Below are 23,614 nucleotides of genomic sequence, written 5' to 3' on the forward strand. Positions count from 1 at the left end.
GACATGACGAAACAAGGACATCCCGATAATGGCCCATAGCACCCGCTCCATGGGCATGCGCCGTCGGCGCAAGGAGACGGAGCCCGTCTCGGCCAAGCAAGCCTGCACCAGTTCAGGTGACAGCAGGTCAGACAGGGACTCAAACTTTCCGGGAGGACAGGCGTGAATGAAGTCGAGAGCTTGGTCGATACGCATAAAAAAATCCGAAACCCAACAAGGAGTTTCGGATTCTTACACAGCCTGAGGATCGGTCAATGGATCCTTAACTGATCGGCATTAGGCCACATGGGCCACCCTTTTTCGATCCGCGATGGGGGTACCGTATCAGCGGGTCTGGGAGGCGAACAGTTTCTCCAGATAGACGGCAACGCCATCTTCATCGGAAGTGAGGGTCTGTTCGTGCTCTGGCAGGGCCAGTTTGAGGCGATCATGGGCGTTGCCCATGACCACGCCACGGCCCACCATGCTCAGCATCTCGAAGTCGTTCATGCCATCGCCGAAGGCCACGGCCTGTGACATCTCCAGGCCGTGCTGCTCCAGCACGGCGCGCACGGCATTACCCTTGTGCACACCGGCATGCATCACCTCGAGGCAGTCAGGCAGGGAGAAGGTGACGTTGAGTCGATCACCATATTGCTGGTTGAGGTGCGCCTCTATCTTCAGCAGCTTGTCGTGGTCGCCGATGTAGAACACCTTGTTGACCCTGTCCATCGGGTGGCTGGCGAGATCCGCCAGACGGTAGCTGAAGCCGGAGTCGTGATGGAACTTCAGCAACCAGGGCAGCTCCTCTTCCACCAGCCACTCGTCGCCGTAGTAGACGTTGATGTGGATGGACGGGTCGCGGTCCATGGCGATCAGCTCGGCCGCCACCGTGCTCGGTAGCGCCTGGTTGTAGACCAGTTGATCCTGCTTGTCGTGTACCACGGCGCCGTTGGAGGTAATGAGGTAGATATCCAGCCCCAGCGCATCGCGGATGCTGCGCACATCCACATGGTGACGGCCGGTGGCGACCACGAACTTGACGCCCTGGTCGACCAGGCGGTGCAGGGTATCCCGGGTGCGGGAGGAGATCTGGTGCTGCCCGTTGAGCAGGGTACCATCGAGATCGGACACAACTACCTTGAACATCATTACCTCGACTTCAATTGAACGCCGGGGGAGTGTACCCCAGCGTCTGCCGTCACCCCATTTATTTAGGGATCCAAAAAATAACCAGCCCCTTCTGGTCGCGTCAGTAGCGCGCGAAGAAGGCCAGGGTCGCATTGAGCGCGGCCTGGCGCTGGGGATCCGCCTCGATGAAGAGCTCGTGCCAGGCCCCGTCGATGCGCAGCGGCTTGCCCCCTTCACATTGGGCCTTGGCGCAGAAGGCCTCCTGGGCGGCGTTGTCCACCACGCTGTCCTCGCCGGCCTGCAGCAGCAGCAGCGGCGTCTTGATGGCGCCGGCGTCGGCTACGGCCGCGTCCGATCCTGTGATGGCCTGATGGATCCAGTGGGCGGTGGCGCCCCCCAGCCTGACCTGGGGATGCTGCTCGTAGATCTGGCGGAAGGCCTGATAACGCGCCGTGCTGTGGGTCAGCTCGTTGTCGGCAAAGCCGTGATCCTCATAGGGTCCCTGACCCGGGCCGTAGGGGGGCTCGCCCACCCAGCCGCCGACCGTGCCGATGGTGGCCGCCAGCCCCTTGGCCAGCCACTTGGGCAGGCCGCCGAGGTTGATGCCCATCATGGGGGAGGAGAGCACCGCCGCCTGGATGTCGTTCGGCCAGCGTTCCAGATAGCGGGCCGAGATGGCCCCCCCCATGGAGTGGGCCAGCAGGAACAGCTTGGCGGGTTGGTCCTGGGCGATCACTTCATCATGAAACTGTTTGAGATCGGCGACATAGTCGTCGAACTGGTCGACATACCCCTTCTCTTTGTCGGCCAGCATGCGGTCTGACATTCCCTGGCCGCGATGATCGATGAGGTAGAGGCTGTAACCCTGGCGCCAGAGATCCCAGGCCAGCTCCTGATACTTGAGGTAGCTCTCGACCCGGCCGTTGACGATGAGGATGGCGCGATCGATCTTGGGCTGGCGCAGGGCGGCATAGCGGAGGGTGACCCCGTCCTTGCCCTGGAACTCCCCCTCGACGGCATGCTGGCGCCAGAAGTCGGGCAGGGTCTGCTGATAGAGGGCGGGAACGTTGGCTTCAGTGGTCAGCTGGTAAGGATTGCTCACGGCAAGGGCTCCGGCAGAAAACAGGGTCAGGGCCAGCAGGGAAAGGGAGGCAGGTTTCATCGGGCAAGCTCCTCGCGCCAGTGGTGGTAGAGCGCAGTGATATCGTTCGAGCAGAGCAGGGGCATGGCGGCTTGCAGGCGGGGCAGCGGCCAGTCCCACCACTGCATGGCTTGCAGCATGGCGACCTGCTCCTCGTCAAAACGGGGGCGGATCGGTCTGGCCGGGTTGCCGCCCACTATGGTGTAGGGGGCCACATCCCGGGTGACCACGGCCCGGGTGGCAATGACGGCGCCATCGCCGATGGTGATGCCGGGCATGATCATGGCTTCCGAGCCGATCCAGACATCGTTGCCGATCCGGGTGTCTCCCTTGCGCAGAAAACCGTCCTGCACGCCGTCACCGAAGCGGGCAGCATCGAAGGGGAAGGTGGAAACCCAGTCCATCCGGTGACCCTGGTTGCCCGCCAGCATGAAGGTGGCGCCGGAGGCGATGGAGCAGAACTTGCCGATGATCAGACGGTCAACTTCCTTACCCCACTGGCCACTGTCCCAGGACTCCCGCGTCGAGCCATCGCCGAGCAGGTAGCGCACGCAATGATCCTCGAACGGCTTGCCGTGGTAGTAGCCGGAGTAATAGCTGTATTCCCCGGCCTCGATATTGGGGTTGGTCAGATGATCCCGTATGACCTGGGATTCCAGCCAGCTGCCGAACGGATTTTCCATCACTGATCCTGCCATTCATCTTCTTCCTGTTGTGCGGCCCATCCTTTGCGGGTCAGCTGCATCTGCTGCCACCAGCGTTCGTCCGCCAGGATCTCGCCGGTCGGGCCGAGCTGGGGGTAGGGCATCTCTTTCTCCTTGCAGAGCTGGGCATAGACGGGATAGCCCCCCTCGAACAAGATGGTGTTCTGTTCTTCGGGTGTGAGTGGGCAGCCGCGCTGATAACAGCCGGCCAGTTCGCGCTGGCGCTGGGCCTCGTAGAGGATGGCGGCGGCGGCCACCGAGACGTTGAGGGACTGCACCATGCCCACCATGGGGATGACGATATGGTGATCGGCCAGGGCCAGCGCCTCTTCGCCGATGCCGTGCTTCTCCTGGCCCACCAGGATGGCGGTGGGTCTGGTGTAGTCGATGGCGCGAAAGTCCACGGAGCTGTCGGAGAGGTGGGTCGCCAGGATCTGCATGCCGGAGGCCTTGAGTTCGGTCACGGCACTGCCGATGTCCGGGTGCAGCTTCACGTCCACCCAGTTCTGGCTGCCGCGGGCGGTGCCCTTGCGCTTGTGGATCCAGCTCTTGGGCCAGACCGCGTGCACCCGGTGGATGCCGATGGCATCGGCAGTGCGCACGATGGCGGCCAGGTTGTGAGGTTTATGAACCTCTTCCATGCAGACGGTCAGGTCGAGCTGGCGCTGGGCCAGCATGTCGGAAATGCGTTTGAAGCGTTCAGGAGTCATGTCGGTTTCTATGTCGTGAGGCCGGTGCATGCAACAAGGCTGGTGGCTTGCGGCATGGGGCCCTGGGTATCTCTTGAAAAGCAGCAGGCGGCTTGCGCCGCCTGTGTTCAGTTTTTCTGTCGGCTCACCCTGAGCACGTTGGGCATGACCCGGATCTTGCGCATGATGTTGGCGAGGTGGATCCGGCTCTTGGTGGTGATGAGCAGGGTGACCACATAGACCCGGCCATCCTTCTCTTCGGTGCTGATGGCGTGGATGTTGGCGCCGGTGGCGGCAATCACGTTGGCCAGCTCCGCCAGGGCGCCCTGGTGGTTGACGATCTCGATGCTGATGCCGGTGCGGAATTCCTGCTCCTGCTCCTTGTCCACCTCCCACTGCACCGGCAGGTATTTGTCCGGTTCGCGGCTGTAGCCCTTGATGTTGCGGCAGGACTCCTGGTGGATCACCAGTCCCTTGCCTGGGCTGATGTGGGCGATGATGGCGTCCCCCGGGATGGGGCGGCAGCAGTTGGCGAAGGTGACCAGCATGCCGTCGGCCCCCTTGATCGGCATCTTCTTGCTGGTGGATTTGGGCTGCTCTTCCGGCGGCAGTTCATCTCCCAGCATGCGGCGTGCCACCATGACGCTCATGGCGTTGCCAAGGCCCACGTCGGCCAGCAGCCCCTGCAGGTTCTCGTGTTTGGTATCGGCCAGCACCTGCTTGACGCGGGCTTCCGGGATGTCTTCGATGTTCTTGGCGCCGAGGGCATGGTTGAGCAGGCGGCGGCCCAGCACCACGGACTCTTCGGTGCGCAGGTTCTTGAGGAACTGACGTATCTTGGAGCGCGCCTTGGTGGTCACCACGAAGTTGAGCCAGGCCGCGTTCGGGCGGGCGCCGGGGGCCGTGATGATCTCCACCGTCTGACCGGAGTGCAGCGGGCTGCTCAGCGGATAGGGGTGGCGGTCGACCCGGGAACCGACGCAGGCATGACCGATGTCTGTGTGCACCGTGTAGGCGAAGTCCACCGGGGTGGCGCCGGCGGGCAGCTCCATGATGCGGCCCTCCGGTGTGAAGACGTAGATCTCGTCGGGGAAGAGGTCGGTCTTGACTCCCTCGATGAACTCGAAGGAGCTGCCGGCGCTCTGTTGCAGCTCCAGCAGGCTCTGCATCCAGCGCTGGGCGCGGATCTGGGCCGTGGTGCCCGAGCTGTCCCCATCCTGCTTGTAGGCCCAGTGGGCGGCGACGCCCTTGTCGGCCATCTGGTCCATGAACTCGGTGCGGATCTGCACCTCCACCGGTACCCCGTGGGGGCCCACCAGGGAGGTGTGCAGGGACTGGTAGCCGTTGGTCTTGGGGATGGCGATGTAGTCCTTGAAGCGACCGGGGCGCGGCTTGTAGAGGCTGTGCATCTGCCCAAGCACCCGGTAGCAGGTGTCTATGTCTTTCACTCTCACTCTGAAAGCATAGATATCCATCACTTCGTGGAATTGCAGTTCTTTCTTCTCCATCTTGTTGTAGATGGAGAACAGGTTCTTCTCGCGTCCGCTTACCTGGGCATCGATGCCGGCTTCCCGCAGACGCCCCTCAATCTCGCTCTGGATGGAGTCGATGATCTCGCGCCGGTTGCCACGGGCGCGGCGTACCGATTCCCGCAGTACCCGGGAGCGCATGGGGTAGAGCGCCTCGAAGCCGAGCTCTTCCAGCTCGTTCTTCATGGTGTGAATACCGAGGCGGTTGGCGATGGGGGCGAAAATCTCGAGGGTTTCCCGGGCGATGCGGCGGCGCTTGTCCGGTCGCAAGGAGCCGAGGGTACGCATGTTGTGAGTGCGGTCGGCCAGCTTGATCAGGATGACCCGGATGTCCTGGGTCATGGCCATCATCATCTTGCGGAAGTTCTCGACCTGGGCTTCCTTGCGATCGCGGAACTTCAGCTTGTCGAGCTTGGAGACACCGGAGACCAGCTCGGCGACGGCGTTGCCAAACTGCTCGGCAAGATCGTCCTTGGTGACAGGGGTATCTTCGATGACGTCGTGCAGCACGGCAGCCATCAGGGTCTCGTGATCGAGGCGCATGTCGCCCAGGATGCGGGCCACGGCAACGGGATGAGTGATGTAGGGTTCACCACTGGAACGCATCTGTCCCTGGTGAGCATCACGGGCTACCACATAGGCTTGCCTGAGCTTCTCAACCTGCTCGGGTGGCAGGTAGGAACTGGCTATTTCTTTAAGATTTTCAAATAAATACAAGACAGTCCCCGCAGCGGTTAAACGGCAATCCGTGAAATTGAGGGTATGCCCTCGAGTTTGCGAGGTTTTCGAGCGGTTGTAAATGGGGAGAACAGCCGGCACCCGGGCGGGCGCCGACTATGGGAGGCGACTGACTTAGCCGCGACCTTCTGCGATGGCAGCAACGGCAGCCAGCTCGGCGGCTTCCTGCTCTTGCTGCTCGTAGCGGTCCTGAGTATCCATCACCTGGTTGTTGACCAGACCCAGTTCGATCTCGCGCAGGGCGATCACGGTCGGCTTGTCGTTCTCTTCGTCGACCAGGGGATCCTTGCCTTGTACCGCGATTTGACGAGCGCGGCGCGCGGCGACCAGCACCAGGTCAAAACGGTTACCTACCTGTTTTACAGCATCTTCTACAGTAACGCGGGCCATGCGGGACTCCAGTGTTTGGGCTTTCTGTGATTGAAAAAGCAGTGTTTAAAAATGACGCAAAAGTTTACTTGTTTTTGGCTTACTCTGCCAGTAGCTGTTTCAGCAAGTTTTGCTGGGCCTGCTGTTGCTGACGCATTTCCAGGCGCTGGCACTCGATGACGGCCCTGAGCTGGAACAGTGCCAGCTCAAAGTCTTCATTGATGATGACATAGTCATACTCGTCATAGTGCACCATTTCGGCAATGGCTTTCTCCATCCGGCCCTTGATCACCTCGGCGCTGTCCTGGCCGCGGCCGATCAGGCGGCGCTCCAGCTCCTCGCGGCTGGGAGGCAGGATGAAGATGGACTTGGTCGGCATCTGTTCGCGGATCTGGCGGGCACCCTGCCAGTCGATGTCGAGGAAGACGTCGATGCCCTGCGCCAGGCAGGCCTCGATGGCGGCGCGGGAAGTGCCGTAGTAGTTGCCGAAGACTTCTGCCCACTCCAGAAAGTCACCGCGCTCGATCAGCGCCTTGAACTCTTCCACCTGGACGAAGTGGTAGTGCACCCCGTGCTCTTCACCGGGACGGGTGGCGCGGGTGGTGTGGGAGACCGAGAGTTGCATCTTGCTGGCGGCGTTGTGCTGGGTCAGCAAGGCATTGAGCAGGCTGGACTTACCGGCCCCGCTCGGGGAAGAGATGATATAGAGAGTGCCTTGTTGCGCCATGTCTGTACCTTTAAGCGATGATCCGCGCTTTGGTTGTAGCAGAGGCCGCCGTCTTGTGCCCGATAAGGGAGACGGTTGCTCGCAATGCGCGGAGGAATCAGAGTCAGGAGGATGTAAAGGCGGCGAATCTTAGCAGATGGGGGCGGATAAAAAAACGGCCGGAATCATATTCCAGCCGATCAAAATATCCGTAGCTTGCTGTGCGGGCGTTACCCGCATAGAGGGCCATTCTGCCCACGGAGCCGGGGCCGGGCCATCAGATTATCCCTGCGCCAGGGCTCGGAATTTCCGAGTTGCCCTGGGTTGGTAGAAGATGCTTGTCGGTACAGAGGCGGTCGAAGGCGGCGATGACCCGCTCGCGGCTTATCTTGGCCATGGCGTCCGGATCCTTGAGGCGGGTGCGCCAGCCGAGCTCGGCCAGCGGCTTGCCGGTCTCCTGCTCAATCAGTTCCTGATAGACGCTGACCAGATAATCCCGGCACAGATAGGGTCCGGTACGCTCCGGGTTGTGGTGGGCGTAGAGGCCGATCACGGGTGTCCCCACCAGGGTAGCCATGTGGGCAGGGCCGGTATCCGGGGCCAGCACCAGGCTCGCCTCGCCAATCAGCGCCAGCAATTGCTTGAGGCTGGTCTGCCCCACCAAATCTGCCGGCTTGCTCTGGCTGAGGCGCTGGATCTCGGCGGCGAGATCCCGCTCCAGCCTGGCTGGTCCGCCGCACAGATAGACCTGAAAGCCCTTGTCTGCGGCGTGATCCGCCAGCGCGGCATAGCCGGCGGCAGTCCAATTCTTGAATGCCTTGCTGGCAGCGGCGCAGATGAGCAGGGTCGGCTTTCCGCCAATTTTCTCCTTCGCCCAGGCCTGGTGCTCGGCGCTGATGGGCAGTTGCCAGTCCGGGGTCAGATCCTTTATCCCGAGCTCTTTGGCGAAGGCGAGAAAGCCGTCCAGCACGTGGGGGGAGGCGGGTGAGGGGACCCGATGGTTGGTGAACAGCCACTGACCGTCGCTGGCGCGCTCCCGATCAAACCCGAGTTTGACCTTGGCCTTGATGCCGAGGGTGGCGATGCTGGCGCGCATGGCGGCCTGCAGGTGGAGCAGGGCATCGAACCTGCGCCCCTTGAGGGTCTGCCAGAGATCGCGATAGCCGCGCCACCCCTTGCTCTTGTCGAAGGGAATGACCTCGACCCCCGGCAGATCGGCGAACAGGGTCGCCTCAATCTTGCCAGTGATCCAGGTGATGCGGGTCTGGGGCCACTCCCGCTGGATGACGCGCACCAGCGCCAGCGCGTGGCAGCAATCTCCGATGGCGGAGAGCCGCAGGATGCAGATGGAGGAGGGCGGCGTTTGGAACAGCGGCATGATGTGGCGCAACGATGGCAAAATGGATGGATGGCATTATGCAAACTCCCCTGTGGATTGTAAAATTGCGCCGGTTGCCCGACCGGCACGGCTTTCTGAATGGATGCCCTGCACCCACTATCGACCGGAATTCTCATCATGCTGACACACACCACCCACAACCAGGTCTGCTGGTATGCCGACGGAGTCTTCCGCGATCCTTCCCCTGCCTTGTTCGATCCTGTCTGGTGGCAGACCCATCGCCAGGTGGTAGGTTCTTCCATCGGTCGCGGGGTGACCTGGTTCGTGAAGGATGAATCCCGCCACTTGGTGCTGCGTCACTACTACCGTGGCGGCATGGTGGGCAAGCTGGTGCGTGACCGGTTCTGGTTTGAGGGGGTGGAGAGCAGCCGGGCCATGGCTGAATATCGTCTGCTGGCGACCCTGAGTGAACAGGGGCTGCCGGTGCCGCGCCCCTTTGCGGCCCGCATGGTCAAGCAGGGACCCTTCTATCGGGCCGACATCCTGATCGAGCGCATTCGCGGCGCCAAGGATCTGGTGGCCCTGCTCAAGCAGGGGCCGATCGCCGGTGAGGTGTGGCACAAGATAGGCAAAACGGTGCGCCAGTTGCACGATGCAGGGGTCTATCATGCGGATCTCAACAGCCACAACCTGCTGCTCGACAAGGAGGGCAAGGTGTGGGTGATCGACTTCGACAAAGGAGCCATCCGCTCCCCCGGCAACTGGCAGCAGGCCAACCTGGAGCGGTTGCTGCGCTCCTTCAACAAGGAGTCGCAACTGCACACCAGCTTCCACTTCGTGCCGGAGAACTGGCAGGCGCTGATGGCAGGCTATCAGGGCAAGGTGGCGTGACGTCGGGTTTCACTTCGTAGCTGGAGGCTGGCAGGCCCTGATGGCAGGCTATCAGGGCAAGGTGGCGTGACGTCGGGCTTCACTTCGTAGCTGGAGGCTGGCAAGCCCTGATGGCGGACCACCAGAGGCGAGAGGTGCGAGGCCAGCGATGCTGGCGCGGTTGCTCGGCGCCAGCACCAATGTTACTTATTGAGTGTGATTGCTTGGACAGATATTCAGATCCGGTTTCGAGGCGCGTGATGGAAAGGTATGAGACTCCCGGGGTTGAGGTCACCACTCCCCTTGAGGTGACGCTGATGGCACAGGCCATGGCGATGTTGGAGGCCGGGATCTGGACCTGGTCGGCCGGGCAGGGTCTGAGGCGGGACCCTTCCTGTCTGCAACTGCTGGGCCTGGAGGGGGGCGAGTTGGGGGATCTCGGCTGGCTGGATCGGGTACATCCGGATGATGCTCCCCGTCTGGCAGAGGCCCTGGAGGCCTGCCAGCAAGGGCGCAGTAACGGGCTTCGACTCGAGTACCGCATCCTGCACCATCAGGGCCATTACATCCGGCTGGAGGAGCGGGTCCGTCGCGACGAAGGAGGTCAACTGCTGGGGGTGGTTCGCCATCTGGATGCCGCCATGGCGCCCCTGGAGGATCGCCACGACACGGATCCCCTCACCGGCCTCGAGAGCCGCAGCCACTTCGAGCTGCTGCTGGATGAACGGCTGGCCAGCGAGAGCGGCAGTTTCTGTCTGCTGCAGTTCAGCGTGGATCACCGCAGCAAGATCCTGCAGTTGTTCGGGGAGGCGGCCTGCGACGCCATGCTGGCCAAGCTGGCCCGCATCGTGCGCCGCGAGCTGCGTCGGGAAGATCCCTTCGCCCGTTGGGACGAAGACGGCTTCATTCTGATGCTCTCCCAGACCGATCGGTTGAGCGGCCTGGAGATTGCCGAGCGGCTGCGGCTCGAGATCGCCGACGCCAGCCTGCTGCCCCAGCGTCCGGTGACCGTGAGCATCGGCCTGGTGCAGAGCCAGAGTGCCGAGCAGCTCGATCACCTGCTGGCCCGGTTGGCCTCCTGCCACGGTCAGGCGAAGCGGGAACACAACGCCGTGGTCGGCTGACGGCCAGTCACTGTCCGCGAACCCATTGACGCCGATGGACCCATCAGCGTCAATGGTTTTCAGTCAGCGCTCACTGACCTGCTGACGCTGGCAGACCCAGAGGGAAGCCAGCATCAGCAGGGCGCCCAGACCGAGTCTGAGCAGGTCGGTATCCTTTCCCCAGAGCACCAGATTGACCAGCAGACCCGCGGGGATCAAGGCGTTGTTCATGATGGCCAGCACGCCGCTGCTGACCAGGGTCGCCCCCTTGTTCCACAGGAAGTAGCCGAGCCCGGATGCCCCGACCCCCAGCCAGAAGAGGATGCCCCATTGCAGGGAGCTGGCGGGATATTGAGGTTTGCCCAGCAGCCACCAGGCGGGCAGGGCGATCACCAGGGCGCCCAGATAGAAGCAGCCGAACACCGCCAGCTGGGGCGGCTGCTCAGCCTCCCGGGCCAGCAGCACCTTGTAGCCTACCTGGCCCAGGGCGAAGCAGACGTTGGCGCCCTGCACCACCAGGAATCCCAGTACATAGTTTTCGGTCAGGCCGTCGAAACGGATGACGGCCGCCCCCAGCACCGCCAGCAGGGCCCCCCACAGATAGACAGGCTTGAAGCGCCCTTCCAGCAGGTCGTGGATCAGGGTGACATAGATGGGGGTGAAGATGGTGAACACCAGCACTTCCGGTACCGTCAAGAGCAGGAAGGAGTGGTAGTAGAAGAGATACATGATGCCGAGCTGGATGGCACCGAGGGCCATCAGCTTGGCCACCAGATCGGGGCGCAGCCAGCGACGGCGCAGGAAGGGCAGAAACACCAGGCTGGCGAGCACGATGCGGGTCAGTACCGAGAAGTAGGCATCCACCTGACCGGCAAGGTAGACCCCGATCAGGCTGAAGGAGAAGGACCAGAGCAGGGTAACCCCTATCAAGTAGTTCATGTGATTGAATTGTCGTCAGTTGTCAATTTGGAGGGCGCTATGATGGCCGAGTTGGAAGGCGCGATCCAGCGTTTATGGGAAGGGTTGTCACAGATCGGAGCATTTGCCTTCGAGGCGAGCAACGGGGCCGGATCCGCCACCGACTGGTGCGGTCGCGGGGAGGGTGCCGTGGTGGTGACCGATCACCATGGGGGGTGGCTGTATGCCGAGACGGGTCGCTACACCACGCCCCATGGCCGGGAGCTGACCATGCACAACCGCTTCTGGTGGCAGCGCACCGCACGGGGGATCATGCTCTCCCACCTGCGCTACGAGCAGCCGGTGATGCTGTTCGAGCTGTTGCCCCGGGGGGACGGGCACTGGGTCACGGCCGAGCCTCACCTGTGCGGGCAGGATCACTACAGCGCCGAGCTGACCGAAACCGGCGAGGGTTTCCTGCTCGCCTGGCAGATAACGGGGCCGCGCAAGAACGAGCGGTTGAGTTATCGCTACGGACCAGAGGCGCAGAGATAAAAAAACCGGCGCAGGGCGCCGGTAGAGGGGACAAATCGGAGGTTTTGTTAAAACGGTCCCAAAAACAGGAGAGATACACTCTCGTCACACACGCAGAGAGGGTCTTCAGGCATTCAGTGCATAGTTCAGCATGGCTTGCAGCTTGCTGTCGAAGAACCAGGGCAGCAGCACCATCAGCAGACCCAGCACCCCGGCCAGCCGGTGGCGATACTGCCAGCCGGCTATCAGTACCAGACCGCCGCAGAGGGTGGTCAGGATGCCTGACATAGGGCAGCCTCCCGCTGTTGGCGGCGCTGCTGTGCCCACTGGTTGAGGGCGACCGAACCCAGGATAAGGGCCAGCGCCACGCCCGTGGTGGACTGGATCTGCTCGCCGAGGAACAGGGCTCCCAGCATGACGCCGAACAGCGGCACCAGGTAGTTGCTGAAGGAGGCGAAGGTCGGGCCCGCCTTCTGGATCAGCGCCATGTAGAGGAAGTAGACCAGGCCGGTACAGAAGATCCCCAGCATGGCGACGGCGCCCATGGCCTGCTGGCTCGGCAGGGTGAGGCTGCTCAGGTCGGCCACGAAGGGCGCGGCCAGCAGCAGCTGGATGGCCGAGGAGATCAGGATGTTGCGGGCCACGACCACAGGATGGTCCTTGGCGAAGCGCTTGATCATCAGCAGGCCGATGGCGAAGCAGCTGGCACCGAACAGGATGGCCATGGCACCGAGCAGGCCGGCATTCATGCCGCTGGTCAGCTTGGGCCAGAACAGTACCAGCACGCCGACGAAGCCGATGATCACGGAGACGAGGCCGCCCTTGGTGATTCTTTCACCAGAAATAAACAAGGGTGCCGCCAGAATGGTCACAAAGGGGATACAACCCATGACCACGGCCGCGATGGCGCTGTCCACATACTGTTGTCCCCAGGCCACCATGATGAAGGGGATGGTGGCGTCGAGCAGGGCGATCAGCATATAGGTTCGCCAGGGCGTGTGTTCACTCTTGAGGCGCATGAACAGGCAGAGCAGACCCAGGGTCAGGCTGCCGCACAGGGCGCGTCCGGCGGCCACCATGATGGGGGGCAGTTCAGCCACGGCCTGGTGCATGAAAATGAACTGGGAGCCCCACAACAGGCCGATCGCCAGCAACAACAGATAGCTACGCATTTGAATCTCCGATGTAATTCGCCTGCGCATTCTATGCAATCTGCTACTATGCCAAAAATGAATTGTCGTCATTCAACTATGGCCAATATCGATGGAACTGCCCCTCTCCCGCCTCGACCTCAACCTGCTCACCGTGTTCGACATGCTGATGCAGGAGCGCAACGTCACCCGTGCCGCCGAACGGCTGCACCTCTCCCAGTCCACCGTCAGCCATGCGCTGGGGCGCTTGCGCCAGGCGCTGGATGACCCGCTGTTCGTGATGAGCCGGCGCGAGATGATGCCGACCGAACGGGCCAAGGCGCTGGCGAGCCCGGTGCGCCAGGCGCTGGCCATGCTGGAGCAGGGGCTGCGTCAGGCCAAGGGATTCGACCCGGCAAGTGCGCGGCGGATCTTTCGCATCGCCACCCCGGGCTCGGTGGAGCACGGCCTGGTGCCGGTGCTGGTGGAGTGGATGGTGCAGCAGGCTCCCCACTGCCGACTGGAAGTGTGCGAGCTGGCGGACAGCGACTACGAGCGGGAGCTGGAGAAGGGGGAACTGGATTTGGTGATCGGGTTTGCCGGTGCCAACCACCTCTCGCCCCGGTTGTGGCGCGAGGAGTGGTTCAGCAATCCGCTGGTCTGTTTGTCTCCCCTCGGCAGCGCTCTGCCCGACATGCTGGGGCCGGGAGAACTGGTCAGCCGGCCCCACATCCACACCTCCAGCTGGGGCCACAGCCAGGCCATGGTGGATCTCTGGCTGGCCCGTTTCGGGGTGGAGCGGGAGCTGGGGGTCAGGCTGCCGAGCTTTATGGCGGTACCGCCGCTGATGGCGACCGGCCGCTACCTGGTGGTGGTGCCCGAGATGATCGGGCGCCACTTCTGTCGCCACTATCCGTTGCGCCTGCACCAGCTGGAACCCGCCATCCCCATCGTCTACCTGATGGCGGGCCACCCGCTCAGTGCCCATGACGAGGCGATCGGCTGGTTCAAGGGGTTGTTGCACCGGCTGGCGAGGGAGCGCTACGGCGCGGATGCGCTCGGCCATCCCGCGCCGCAGGGGGCAGATCACGCCAATCCGGAGAAGTAGTCCAGCCCCATCGCCCCCTTCACCTCGGCCAGCACCTCGTCGGTGAGGGCCCGGGCCTGCTCGGTACCCTGCTGCAACAGACGCAGCAGCTGGCGCTTGTCGGCGATGGCTGCCTCGCTCCGCTCCCGCATCGGAGCGAGCAGGGTCTGCAGGCAGTCGTTGAGTACCTGCTTGCAGCGCATGTCCCCCAGACCACCGCGCTGGTAGTGGGCCTTCATCTCGGCCACCAGGGCCTTGTCAGGGTGGAAGGCATCCAGATAGGCGAACACCGTATTGCCCTCCACCTGACCTGGATCGCTCACCTTGAGGTGATTGGGGTCGGTATACATGGCGAACACCGCCTCCTTGATCTCGTCGCTCGACATGCCGAGTTCGATGGTGTTGCCAAGGGACTTGGACATCTTGGCCTTGCCGTCGATGCCGGGCAGGCGGCCGGTGTCGCTCAGGATGGGCTGGCACTCGGTCAGCACCTCTTTGCCAACCAGGGTGTTGAAGCGGCGCACTATCTCGTTGGTCTGCTCCAGCATGGGCAGCTGATCCTCGCCCACCGGCACGTGAGTGGCACGAAAGGCTGTGATGTCGGCGGCCTGGCTGACCGGATAGATCAGGAAGCCGGCGGGCAGGCTGCGCTCGAACCCTTTTTGCTGGATTTCGGCCTTGACGGTGGGGTTGCGCTCCAGCCGGGCGACGCTGACCAGGTTGAGGTAGTAGGTCGTGAGTTCGGCGAGGGCGGGCAGGGCGCTCTGCAGGCAGAAGGTGGTCTTGGCGGGGTCGAGGCCAGCGGCCAGGTAGTCGGCCATCACCTCCAGCACGTGATCGGTCACCTTGGCCGGGTTGTGGCCGTTGTCGGTCAGCGCCTGCAGATCGGCGATCATGACGAACTGGCGGTAATGGTGCTGGGCGGCCACGCGCTGGCGCAGGGAGCCGACGTAGTGGCCGATGTGCAGTTTGCCGGTGGGGCGGTCGCCGGTCAGGATCACGGGGTTGTGCATGTCACTCTCTCCAGTTGGGTGAGCCGGGAGGCGACATAGGGATGAAAACAATGACCGCCTCTCGGCGGTCACGGTGTTTTCTTTGGGAAATTTTACATAGAAAAGCAATGCCGCCTGTTTAGAAGCAGCACCACCAGTAGTTGTGATTGAATGAGGTCATATTCATGGCAAATCACACTACGCCTGTTCGATCACTTCTGCAAGGGCACGACCAGCATGTCGCAGGGCACGGTATTCATCAGCTGGCGTGCGCTCGAGGTGAGCAGGCTCCAGAAGCTCTGGCGATGGCCGCACACCAGCAGGTCGATCTGGTAGTCCTTGACCGCCTGGTTGACCCGCTCGCTCAGATCGCCGCAGATGACCAGCTTCTTCTCGATGGGGTAGTCCACCGAGGCGAGGAAGGCTTCCAGCTTCTCCTTCGCTTCGGCGATCACCTGGTCCTGCACGTTGTCGATGTCGATGTCGATCATCTCGGTGTAGAGATCCTTGAGATCCACATCCACATGGATCACCGACAGCTTGGCGCCGTTGGAGCGGGCCCGGTCGACCGCCTTCTCGATCACCTTGCGGTTGTCTTCCGACAGGTCGATCGCGGCCAGTACGTGTTTGTAATAGGTTCCATTCATGGGAGTTCTCCTCACTGATCCTGGGTCCACTATACCAATGTCTGCTGAAACTAAAACGGCATCGTCGCCACAGTTTCAGGATTTGCCTGACCCCGAACCGGAAGGCGTAGAGGTGCAGGTGGCCGGGGAGTGCATATTTTGAACAGGAGTTTGACGCCGGTCACAGGCGTGCTATTGCCCTCGGGAAGGTGGGGGAATAGGATGTGCCCGTGCTTCGCAATGAACACAAAACAACAAAAAGCATCTGAATACCGCTTTGGGGAGCCTCGCGCTCCCTTTTGTTTTTCTGCCCTCTTCCAGTCCATATCCCGTCCGACATCAAGGTAATCCCGCCCCCCTTGGTTATGCTGTAGCCAGTTCCCTTGGCAAAACTGGCCAGGGCTCCTCACCTGCAACCGGGTGACGCTGTCATGGCCGTTTCTCATGTCCCACCGATGCACCGGAGAGTCCTTCATGATCATTCATCCCCAGATCCAGGGTTGTGTTGCCCGCAATTGCCACCCCATGGGTTGTCGCGCCGCCGTGCTGCAACAGATCGAACAGGTGCGGGCGGCGGGGCCGTTCAACGGGCCGAAACGGGTGCTGGTGCTGGGGGCATCGTCCGGTTTCGGGCTGGCGTCCCGGATCGCGCTCACCTTCGGCGCCGGGGCCGATACCCTGGGCGTCTCGTTCGAGCGGGGTCCCTCCGACAAGGGGCTCGGCAGTGCTGGCTGGTACAACAACATCTGGTTTCGTCAGGCGGCGGAGCAAGCCGGTCGTATCGCCGTCAACCTGATCGGGGATGCCTTCTCCGACACCATGCGCCAGCAGGCCATCGACGTCATCCGCCAGCAGCTCGGGCAGGTGGATCTGGTGGTCTATTCGCTGGCGAGCGGAGTCAGGGTGATGCCGGATGGCACACAGGTACGCTCGGTGCTCAAGACCACAGGCCAGCCGCTGCAAGGCTGGGGGCTGGATCTGGAGCACGATGCGCTGGTGCAGCAGTCGCTGGAGCCAGCCACCCCGGAGGAGATCCGCGACACCGTCACCGTGATGGGGGGAGAGGACTGGCAGCGCTGGATGCAGGCATTGCAGCAGGCGGATTGCCTGGCCCCCGGCGCCCGGACCGTTGCCTACTCCTATATCGGCCCCGAGTCCACCTATCCCCTCTATCGGGACGGCACCATCGGCTATGCCAAGGAGCACCTGCACGCCACCGCCGAGACCATCAACCTGCAACTTGCCGGGATTGGCGGTCATGCCTGGGTGTCGGTTTGCAAGGCGCTGGTGACCAAGGCGAGCGTGTTTATTCCGGTGCTGCCTGTCTATCTGGGCCTGTTGATGGGGGTGATGAAGGAGCGTGGTGTCCACGAGGGCTGCATCGAGCAGATGCAGCGGCTGTTTGCCGACAAGATGTACGGGCCCAGAGGGGTTGTCGCCGATGGCAACCGGCTGATCCGGATGGATGACCACGAGCTTGAGCCAGCGGTGCAGGCCGCCGTCTCGGCGCTCTGGCCCAAGGTGACGCCGGAGAACTTCCGCACCCTGGGGGATTTTGCCGGGTTGCGCCAGGAGTTCATGCAGCTCAACGGCTTCGAACTGCCGGGAGTGGATTACGGTGCGCCGGTGAACGTGGCGTCACTCACTGAGCTGACGCCCTGACACCCGCACGAGGGGGCATCAGGCGACGTTGCAGGCCAGTTCAGGGGAAAGGTGGGGAGACTGGGCCAGCACGGTCTGGTTGCGCCCCTGGCGCTTCGCCTGATACATGGCCATGTCGGCCCGATGGATGAGCTGGCTCAGGCTGTCATCCTGCGTCGAGCGTTCCGCCACCCCGATGCTGATGGTCATGTGGGGGGCCGCCAGGTAGGCGATCCGGCTTCTCAGCTGCTCCGCCAGCCGCCAGCAGGTGGCCCCGTCCTGGGTCATGGCCACCAGAAATTCTTCCCCGCCCCAGCGCCCGATCAACTGCTGGTCCGGTGCCCAGCTCTTGAGCTCCCTGGCCAACTGCCGGATAGCCTGATCCCCCGCCTGGTGACCATGCTTGTCGTTGATCTGCTTGAAGTGATCGATGTCGATGATGAGCAGGGTCAGGGGCGTTTCGTGCAGCCATTGCTGACCCAGTCTCTCCAGCAGGGCGCGCCGGTTGGGCAGCCCGGTCAGCTGATCGAAGGTGGCGAGCTTGTAGAGGTGGCGCGAGCTGCGGTGGAGCCTGCGGGTGGTGAGCCCGAGCAGGATCAGGGCGACGGCCAGCAGCACCAGCAGCAGCAATTGGTAGTAGCGGGCACTCTGCTGGTAGAGCAGTTGCTGGCGCTTGCTCTCGTTCTCCTGCTGCAACGCGCGATTGCTGGCCTCGCTGCGAGCCAGATCCATCTCGACCTGGAAGGCGGCCGCGTGCTGGCTCAGGGTCTGGTTGAAGTGCTGCTTGTAGTACTGCATGTAGCGGGTCATGGCCCCGTAGGCCTCGGGGTAGCGGCCCAGATCGGCCAGTAACCTGGCCTGCATCGCCCGACCATCCATGGAGAGAGGGGCGGTGTGCTCCATCAGCAGTTGCAGGGCCAGCTGCTTCTCGCCACGACCCAGCAGGGTTCTTGCCCTGATCTCGGTCAGACGGGAGGCCGCCTGCGGGCTATCCAGCCTGTCATAGATAGCTTGTGCCTCCTCCAGGCTGCGCCAGGCGGCGTGCCAGTCCGCCCGTGCGTTGAACACCATGGCCTGGTAGCCGAGGACGATGGCGCGATAGTGGGGTGACAGGCTCGGCGTGGCCAGCAGGGTATCGAGCAACTGGCTGGCTCTGGCAGGCTGGCCCATGTCGATGTAGAGCCTGGCCATGTTGGCCCGGATGATGGCCTGGCTGTTGGGTTCGTTGAGCTGCACCATCTGGCCGAGGGCATCCTGATAATAGGTCTCGGCCTCACGGTAGAGATTGAGGTCCGCATAGAGGTTGCCGAGGGTCATCAGCAGACGGCCGCACTGCAAGGTGGAGAGGATGGAACCCGGCTCTTTCTGCTTGAGGTGATAGGCTGTCTTGAGCTCGAGGATCGCCTCTTTCATCTGCTGGGTACGGTAGAGGGCGAGCCCGTTGAGGGCATGCCACTCCGAGACCTGCCTGGGGTGATGCCTGACCGCCGGCCAGAGCTGGGTGAGCAGCTCGAGCGCCTGATCCGGCGTATCGGCATCCAGGGTCAGGGCAATCTGCTGCAACCGGAAGTCGAGCAGGCGCAGGGTCTCCTGCTGGGCATTGGCCAGACCCCGGGCGCGGGCATTGTCGCGCTGTGCCTGGGGATAGCGGCCTAGGGCTGCCTGGGCCAGGGACCTGGCGTAGAACAGTTCCATATCCTGCTGGGGACTGGCGTCGAGGCGCTGCAGATAGCCGACGGGATCGCGCGCCGCCTGCAATTCAGCCTCTTTCAGCAAGGAGGGAGCTGCCTGCAACTGGGTCATCCAGAGCAGCGCCAGTGCCATTATGAATCTCATTGAATCCTTTCCCCGACCAATGGCGCCATCATAATGGCTGATGTCACCTACACCATGTTTCTTTGCTTCTCTATAACCGTATGGGGGAGAGGATGAGGTGAAAAGTCGTCGCAACTGCGGGGTGCGTCGGTTGTCTCTGGTTGCGTCAGGATGCAACAGTGGCGACAATCGTGGGCAAATCACAGTGGAGAATCATCATGTTGGCCAAAGCCATGATCGAGAAGTTGAACGAGCAGATTAATCTTGAATTCTATTCCTCCAACCTCTACCTGCAGATGAGCGCCTGGTGCGAGGACAAGGGCTTCGAGGGGGCCGCCACCTTCCTGCGCCAGCATGCGGTCGAGGAGCGCCAGCACATGGAGCGCCTGTTCACCTACGTGAGCGAGACCGGTGCCATGCCGGTGCTGGGGGCCATTGAAGCGCCTCCCCACGAATTCAAGTCCCTGGGTGACATCTTCCGCACCACCCTGGAGCACGAGTATCACATCACCAAGTGCATCAACGGTCTGGCCCACGTCGCCTTCACCACCCAGGATTACTCCACCTTCAACTTCCTGCAGTGGTACGTGGCCGAGCAGCACGAAGAGGAGAAGCTGTTCAAGAGCATCGTCGACCGTCTGAGCCTGGTGGGCGAGGATGGCAAGGGCCTCTACTTCATCGACAAGGAGCTGGCCGAGTTGGCCAAGGGCGCCCCGGCCAGCATCATGGACGGCAACGCCTGATAGTCGTGGACACTTAGTGTTCAGTCAGTACAATGACGGCCCCTTGTAAAGGGGCCGTTTTCTATTTGCAGGTGTCCTTGTACCGCTGTGCTGGTGTCTGCCGGGTACAATCACGGTCCTTTAAGGTAAAGGGGCCGTTTTTCTTTTGATGGGTGAGTGACGATGAAACAGGTGGATGTGGTGGTGATCGGTGCCGGGGCGGCCGGATTGATGTGTGCGGCCCAGGCTGGCTACCGGGGTCGCTCCGTGCTGGTGCTCGACAACGCCAAGAAGCCGGGCCGCAAGATCCTCATCAGCGGCGGCGGTCGCTGCAACTTCACCAATCATCAGGCGGGTCCCCATGCCTTCCTTTCGGCCAACCCCCACTTCTGCAAATCGGCGCTGGCGCGCTATACCCAGCAGGATTTCATCGATCTGGTGGACAGGCATGGCCTGAACTACCACGAGAAGACCCTGGGCCAGCTCTTCTGCGACGACAGCGCCAAGGATATCGTCGACATCCTGCTGACCGAGTGCGACTGGGCTGGCGTGACCCTGCAGTTCCAGACCGAGATCCTCACCGTCAGCAAGACAGATGAAGGCTTCGTGCTCGACACCAGCAAGGGGGAGATCGCCTGCTCGTCGCTGGTGGTCGCCACCGGCGGCCTCTCCATGCCGAAACTCGGTGCTACCCCTTACGGCTTCAAGCTGGCGGAGCAGTTCGGCCTCACCGTGCTGCCGACTCGCGCCGGGCTGGTGCCCTTTACCCTGCATCAGGCCGACAAGGAGGCCTTCGCCGATCTGGCGGGGGTCAGCCTGCCGGTGGCGGTGACCGCCGAGGATGGCACCCGCTTCAAGGAGGCCATGCTGTTCACCCATCGCGGCCTCTCCGGCCCCGCCATCCTGCAGATCTCCTCCTTCTGGCTGGCGGGGGAGAAGATCCACATCAACCTGCTGCCGGATCTCGACATTCCAGAGACCCTGAAGACCTGGGCCCAGGCCCATCCTGCCCAGGAGTTGAAAACCGTGCTGGGGCGCGAGCTGCCCAAGCGCTTCGTCGACAAGCTGGTGGAGCTGGGATGGCTGGTGAGCAAGCCGATGCGCCAGTACAACGAACGGGAGCTGGAGGCGGTGGCCACCCTGCTGGGGGATTGGCAGATCCTGCCCAACGGCACCGAAGGGTATCGCACCGCTGAAGTGACCCTGGGGGGAGTGGATACCAACGAGCTCTCCTCCAAGACCATGGAGGCGCGCACCGTGCCCGGCCTCTACTTCATCGGCGAAGTGGTGGACGTGACCGGCTGGCTCGGTGGTTACAACTTCCAGTGGGCCTGGTCGTCGGGCTGGGTGGCAGGCCAGTACTGCTGAGGAATGCCGCGGCCCTGCGGTGAATGGCCCCGTCAGCGGCCTCTCGGGTGACAACTTCCAGTGGGCCCGGTCGTCGGGCTGGGGAGAGGCCGTATTGCTGACAAAGAGGCTCGGCGGATGAGTCCGAGCGGATATGGCCGTGTCAGGCGGCCCGAGTGATGGAACCAGACGCGGCCTGCTCAGGCCGCGTTTTTTATGGTCGGTCGCTGGCTGCCGCTTGGCCTCTAGCCTCTCCTGATATTGGGCAGGAAGGCGGTCAGCAGGCCAATAAGGGGCAGATAGGCGCAGACCTGATAGACGGTTTCGATGTTGGTGGCATCGGCCAATCTGCCCAGCAGGGCGGCCCCTATCCCTCCCATGCCGAAGGCGAAGCCGAAGAAGAGGCCGGAAATGGTGCCGACCTTGCCGGGTACCAGATCCTGGGCGTAGACCAGGATGGCGGAGAAGGCCGACGCCAGGATGAGGCCGATGACGATCGACAGCACCGAGGTCCAGAACAGGTCGACGTGGGGCAGCAGCAGGGTGAAGGGAGCGACGCCGAGGATGGAGATCCAGATCACCCGCTTGCGACCGATGCGATCGCCGAGTGGCCCGCCGAGCACGGTCCCCGCCGCGACGGCAAACAGGAAGGCGAACAGATAGAGCTGGGCGCTCTCCAGCGACAGGTGGAACTTGTCCATCAGGTAGAAGGTGTAATAGCTGCTCAGGCTGGCCATGTAGAAGAACTTGGAGAACATCAGCAGACCGAGGATGGCCAGTGACCAGCCAATCTGGCGGCGGCTCAGGCCGGTGCCAGCATGGGCCCTCATCCGCCGATGGAAGCTGGCGGCATGGTGGCTGGACCAGCGGCCGACGAAGCTGAGCACGATGACCCCGATGAGTGCGAACAACGAGAACCAGGCGGCACTGCCCTGTCCCTTCGGCACTATGATGAGCGCCGCGAGCAGGGGGCCGATGGCCGATCCCAGATTGCCGCCGATCTGGAACAGAGACTGGGCCAGACCAGGCTGGTTGCCGGCCGCCATGCGGGCGACCCGGGAGGATTCCGGGTGGAAGACGGAGGAGCCCATGCCGATCAGCATGGCCGACAACAGCACGGCGCCAAAGCTGCCCGCCTGCGACAGGTAGAGCAGCCCCACCAGCGTGAAGCCCATGCCCAGAGGCAGGGAGTAGGGCATGGGTCTGCGGTCGGTATAGAGGCCAATCAGGGGTTGCAGCAGCGAGGCCGTGAACTGGTAGGTGAGGGTGATGAGACCTATCTGGGTGAACGACAGATCGAGCCCCAGCTTCAGGAGGGGATAGATGGCCAGCAGTACCGACTGCATCATGTCGTTCAACAGGTGCGAGAAGCTGATGGCGGCGATCACCGGATAAGCGGTGGTAGTCGGGTTGTCAACCGCGGGCGGGGCGGTGATCGGGGTGTCGGTACTCAAGGTCTTGTCCATGGCTGGGGGATCACTCCCTCTACCATGCCCTATCCCGGCGTATCTGGACATAACCAAAGTGGGCGAACGCCCGGATTGCGTTCGCGTGGCGCGCAGGCCGTTCATGCTGACGGCGTGTGGATGGCTGGTCAGATCTTGTGCTTGGCGCGGGGCGGATTAGTATAGAAGGCCTGCCGCCGCTATCCGGCCCATCACCCGCCATGGAGGGAACATGTTCGAAAGCCTGGGTGTCATCAACGTCTGGACCTATCTGGTCGGTCTCTTCTTCATCATCATTGCCCCAGGCCCGAACTCCCTCTACGTGCTGCGAACCGGTGCCGTGCGCGGCATAGGCCCGGGTTATCGCGCCGCCCTCGGCGTCTTCGTCGGCGATGCCATCCTCATTTTCTGCGCCTATCTGGGGATCGCGTCCCTCATTCGCACCACCCCATTGCTCTTTACCCTGGTGCGCTATCTGGGCGCCATCTATCTGCTTTATCTGGGGGTGAAGATCCTGCACGCGAACTTCATCGCCAAAAAGGCGGGACCGGCGTCCGAGATGGATCCCGGTGAGCGCTATTTTACCAAGGCCCTCACCCTGAGCCTCACCAATCCCAAGGCGATCCTGTTCTACGTCTCTTTCTTCGTGCAGTTCATCGACTTCAGCTATGCCCACACCTGGATCTCCTACCTGGTGCTGGCTGGCATGCTGGAAACGATGAGCTTCGTCTACCTGACCCTGCTGATCTTCGGCGGTACCCTGATGGCCCGCTTTTTCCGTCAGCGCCAGACGGCGGCCCGTCTCGGCAACGGCCTTATCGGCCTCTTCTTCATGGGGTTTGCGGCCAGGCTGGCGACGCTCTCCTCCTGACCCAATCAATTAGCCTATTTCGTGAACATGATTGCTGTTAATAGATGGAGAGAGCCGGGCGTCCCCGGCTGTTCTGTCAATCAAACATATAAAGGGAGCCACTCTTAGACAATGTGTATGGAGATGGTATTCACCTGACAGTTGCCCACAAAAGGGAGTGGTCATACGGCTTCAAACCGGATAACAAAACGGTACCCCTACCGTGTTAT

24 protein-coding genes are annotated in these 23,614 nt (G+C 62.5%); 8 read left to right on the forward strand and 16 right to left on the reverse strand.

Annotated features, from left to right (window positions below):
• From AB5Y50_RS06900 to AB5Y50_RS06940, 9 genes are all read right to left on the reverse strand, one after another.
• Positions 1 to 195 (reverse strand): transposase domain-containing protein (locus AB5Y50_RS06900; protein ID WP_368162519.1); only part of this gene is annotated, 195 nt, incomplete at its 3' end.
• A 129-nt stretch (positions 196 to 324) separates the two neighbouring features.
• Complete coding sequence (locus AB5Y50_RS06905; RefSeq protein WP_201972530.1) at positions 325 to 1,128, reverse strand: Cof-type HAD-IIB family hydrolase; 804 nt, start codon at positions 1,126 to 1,128, stop codon at positions 325 to 327.
• Between the two features lie 103 nt (positions 1,129 to 1,231).
• The gene (locus AB5Y50_RS06910) at positions 1,232 to 2,272 is read right to left on the reverse strand and encodes an alpha/beta fold hydrolase (RefSeq protein WP_290437824.1); all 1,041 of its coding nucleotides are present in this window, start codon (positions 2,270 to 2,272) and stop codon (positions 1,232 to 1,234) included.
• Positions 2,269 to 2,934, reverse strand: a complete 666-nt coding sequence (locus AB5Y50_RS06915) for a CatB-related O-acetyltransferase (protein WP_042882094.1) — start codon at positions 2,932 to 2,934, stop codon at positions 2,269 to 2,271. The genes AB5Y50_RS06910 and AB5Y50_RS06915 overlap by 4 nt, the downstream gene beginning before the upstream one ends.
• Positions 2,934 to 3,665: a tRNA (guanosine(18)-2'-O)-methyltransferase TrmH gene (gene trmH, locus AB5Y50_RS06920; RefSeq protein ID WP_216944887.1), complete on the reverse strand. Its 732-nt coding sequence runs from the start codon at positions 3,663 to 3,665 to the stop codon at positions 2,934 to 2,936. The genes AB5Y50_RS06915 and trmH overlap by 1 nt, the downstream gene beginning before the upstream one ends.
• A gap of 107 nt (positions 3,666 to 3,772) precedes the next feature.
• Positions 3,773 to 5,890 (reverse strand): bifunctional GTP diphosphokinase/guanosine-3',5'-bis pyrophosphate 3'-pyrophosphohydrolase, encoded by a 2,118-nt coding sequence (gene spoT / locus AB5Y50_RS06925; protein WP_039040667.1) that lies wholly within the window; start codon positions 5,888 to 5,890, stop codon positions 3,773 to 3,775.
• 135 nt (positions 5,891 to 6,025) lie between these two features.
• Entirely contained in the window at positions 6,026 to 6,301 is a 276-nt protein-coding gene (rpoZ, locus tag AB5Y50_RS06930) for a DNA-directed RNA polymerase subunit omega (protein ID WP_005307060.1), read from the reverse strand.
• Positions 6,302 to 6,380: 79 nt separating this feature from the next.
• Positions 6,381 to 7,007, reverse strand: coding sequence for a guanylate kinase (gene gmk, locus AB5Y50_RS06935; protein WP_043153719.1), 627 nt, complete (start codon positions 7,005 to 7,007; stop codon positions 6,381 to 6,383).
• Between the two features lie 256 nt (positions 7,008 to 7,263).
• Positions 7,264 to 8,364 (reverse strand): glycosyltransferase family 9 protein, encoded by a 1,101-nt coding sequence (locus AB5Y50_RS06940; RefSeq protein ID WP_043153783.1) that lies wholly within the window; start codon positions 8,362 to 8,364, stop codon positions 7,264 to 7,266.
• 138 nt (positions 8,365 to 8,502) lie between these two features.
• Here AB5Y50_RS06940 and AB5Y50_RS06945 point away from each other — a divergent pair, with 138 nt between their 5' ends.
• Entirely contained in the window at positions 8,503 to 9,216 is a 714-nt protein-coding gene (locus AB5Y50_RS06945; RefSeq protein ID WP_010672321.1) for a 3-deoxy-D-manno-octulosonic acid kinase, read from the forward strand.
• A gap of 239 nt (positions 9,217 to 9,455) precedes the next feature.
• Positions 9,456 to 10,319, forward strand: coding sequence for a sensor domain-containing diguanylate cyclase (locus tag AB5Y50_RS06950; RefSeq protein ID WP_039040669.1), 864 nt, complete (start codon positions 9,456 to 9,458; stop codon positions 10,317 to 10,319).
• Positions 10,320 to 10,382: 63 nt separating this feature from the next.
• Here AB5Y50_RS06950 and AB5Y50_RS06955 read toward each other — a convergent pair whose 3' ends face one another.
• A complete protein-coding gene (locus AB5Y50_RS06955; protein WP_053287971.1) occupies positions 10,383 to 11,237 on the reverse strand; it encodes a carboxylate/amino acid/amine transporter in 855 nt (284 codons plus the stop codon).
• 42 nt (positions 11,238 to 11,279) lie between these two features.
• On the opposite strand from AB5Y50_RS06955, the gene AB5Y50_RS06960 reads away from it, so the two are divergent.
• Complete coding sequence (locus AB5Y50_RS06960) at positions 11,280 to 11,750, forward strand: DUF6314 family protein (protein WP_029313393.1); 471 nt, start codon at positions 11,280 to 11,282, stop codon at positions 11,748 to 11,750.
• Between the two features lie 105 nt (positions 11,751 to 11,855).
• Here AB5Y50_RS06960 and AB5Y50_RS06965 read toward each other — a convergent pair whose 3' ends face one another.
• On the reverse strand, positions 11,856 to 12,017 hold the full coding sequence (locus tag AB5Y50_RS06965; protein ID WP_010672325.1) for a hypothetical protein: 162 nt from the start codon (positions 12,015 to 12,017) through the stop codon (positions 11,856 to 11,858).
• Positions 12,002 to 12,901: a DMT family transporter gene (locus AB5Y50_RS06970; RefSeq protein ID WP_010672326.1), complete on the reverse strand. Its 900-nt coding sequence runs from the start codon at positions 12,899 to 12,901 to the stop codon at positions 12,002 to 12,004. Before AB5Y50_RS06970 ends, AB5Y50_RS06965 begins: the two co-directional genes overlap by 16 nt.
• Before the next feature lie 91 nt (positions 12,902 to 12,992).
• Between AB5Y50_RS06970 and AB5Y50_RS06975 the strand changes: the two genes are divergently transcribed.
• Positions 12,993 to 13,967, forward strand: a complete 975-nt coding sequence (locus AB5Y50_RS06975; protein WP_041212089.1) for a LysR family transcriptional regulator — start codon at positions 12,993 to 12,995, stop codon at positions 13,965 to 13,967.
• Here the strand turns inward: AB5Y50_RS06975 and trpS are convergent.
• The gene (gene trpS / locus AB5Y50_RS06980) at positions 13,946 to 14,959 is read right to left on the reverse strand and encodes a tryptophan--tRNA ligase (RefSeq protein ID WP_319882757.1); all 1,014 of its coding nucleotides are present in this window, start codon (positions 14,957 to 14,959) and stop codon (positions 13,946 to 13,948) included. The genes AB5Y50_RS06975 and trpS overlap by 22 nt on opposite strands.
• Before the next feature lie 191 nt (positions 14,960 to 15,150).
• Positions 15,151 to 15,585, reverse strand: coding sequence for a universal stress protein (locus AB5Y50_RS06985; protein ID WP_010672329.1), 435 nt, complete (start codon positions 15,583 to 15,585; stop codon positions 15,151 to 15,153).
• Between the two features lie 453 nt (positions 15,586 to 16,038).
• Here AB5Y50_RS06985 and fabV point away from each other — a divergent pair, with 453 nt between their 5' ends.
• On the forward strand, positions 16,039 to 17,226 hold the full coding sequence (gene fabV, locus AB5Y50_RS06990; protein WP_319882758.1) for an enoyl-ACP reductase FabV: 1,188 nt from the start codon (positions 16,039 to 16,041) through the stop codon (positions 17,224 to 17,226).
• An 18-nt stretch (positions 17,227 to 17,244) separates the two neighbouring features.
• On the opposite strand, the gene AB5Y50_RS06995 is transcribed toward fabV, so the two are convergent.
• Positions 17,245 to 19,029, reverse strand: coding sequence for a GGDEF domain-containing protein (locus tag AB5Y50_RS06995; RefSeq protein ID WP_041214204.1), 1,785 nt, complete (start codon positions 19,027 to 19,029; stop codon positions 17,245 to 17,247).
• A gap of 209 nt (positions 19,030 to 19,238) precedes the next feature.
• Between AB5Y50_RS06995 and ftnA the strand changes: the two genes are divergently transcribed.
• On the forward strand, positions 19,239 to 19,763 hold the full coding sequence (gene ftnA, locus AB5Y50_RS07000) for a non-heme ferritin (RefSeq protein ID WP_010672333.1): 525 nt from the start codon (positions 19,239 to 19,241) through the stop codon (positions 19,761 to 19,763).
• Positions 19,764 to 19,925: 162 nt separating this feature from the next.
• A complete protein-coding gene (locus tag AB5Y50_RS07005) occupies positions 19,926 to 21,110 on the forward strand; it encodes an NAD(P)/FAD-dependent oxidoreductase (RefSeq protein ID WP_053287975.1) in 1,185 nt (394 codons plus the stop codon).
• Between the two features lie 224 nt (positions 21,111 to 21,334).
• Here the strand turns inward: AB5Y50_RS07005 and AB5Y50_RS07010 are convergent, their stop codons facing one another.
• Entirely contained in the window at positions 21,335 to 22,555 is a 1,221-nt protein-coding gene (locus AB5Y50_RS07010) for an MFS transporter (RefSeq protein WP_069784762.1), read from the reverse strand.
• Between the two features lie 211 nt (positions 22,556 to 22,766).
• Here AB5Y50_RS07010 and leuE point away from each other — a divergent pair, with 211 nt between their 5' ends.
• Complete coding sequence (gene leuE / locus AB5Y50_RS07015) at positions 22,767 to 23,405, forward strand: leucine efflux protein LeuE (protein ID WP_069784761.1); 639 nt, start codon at positions 22,767 to 22,769, stop codon at positions 23,403 to 23,405.
• The last annotated feature ends 209 nt before the right edge of the window (positions 23,406 to 23,614 follow it).

The sequence above is a fragment of the Aeromonas sp. s6 genome, assembly GCF_040907815.1.
Taxonomy (GTDB): Bacteria; Pseudomonadota; Gammaproteobacteria; order Enterobacterales; family Aeromonadaceae; genus Aeromonas; species Aeromonas caviae.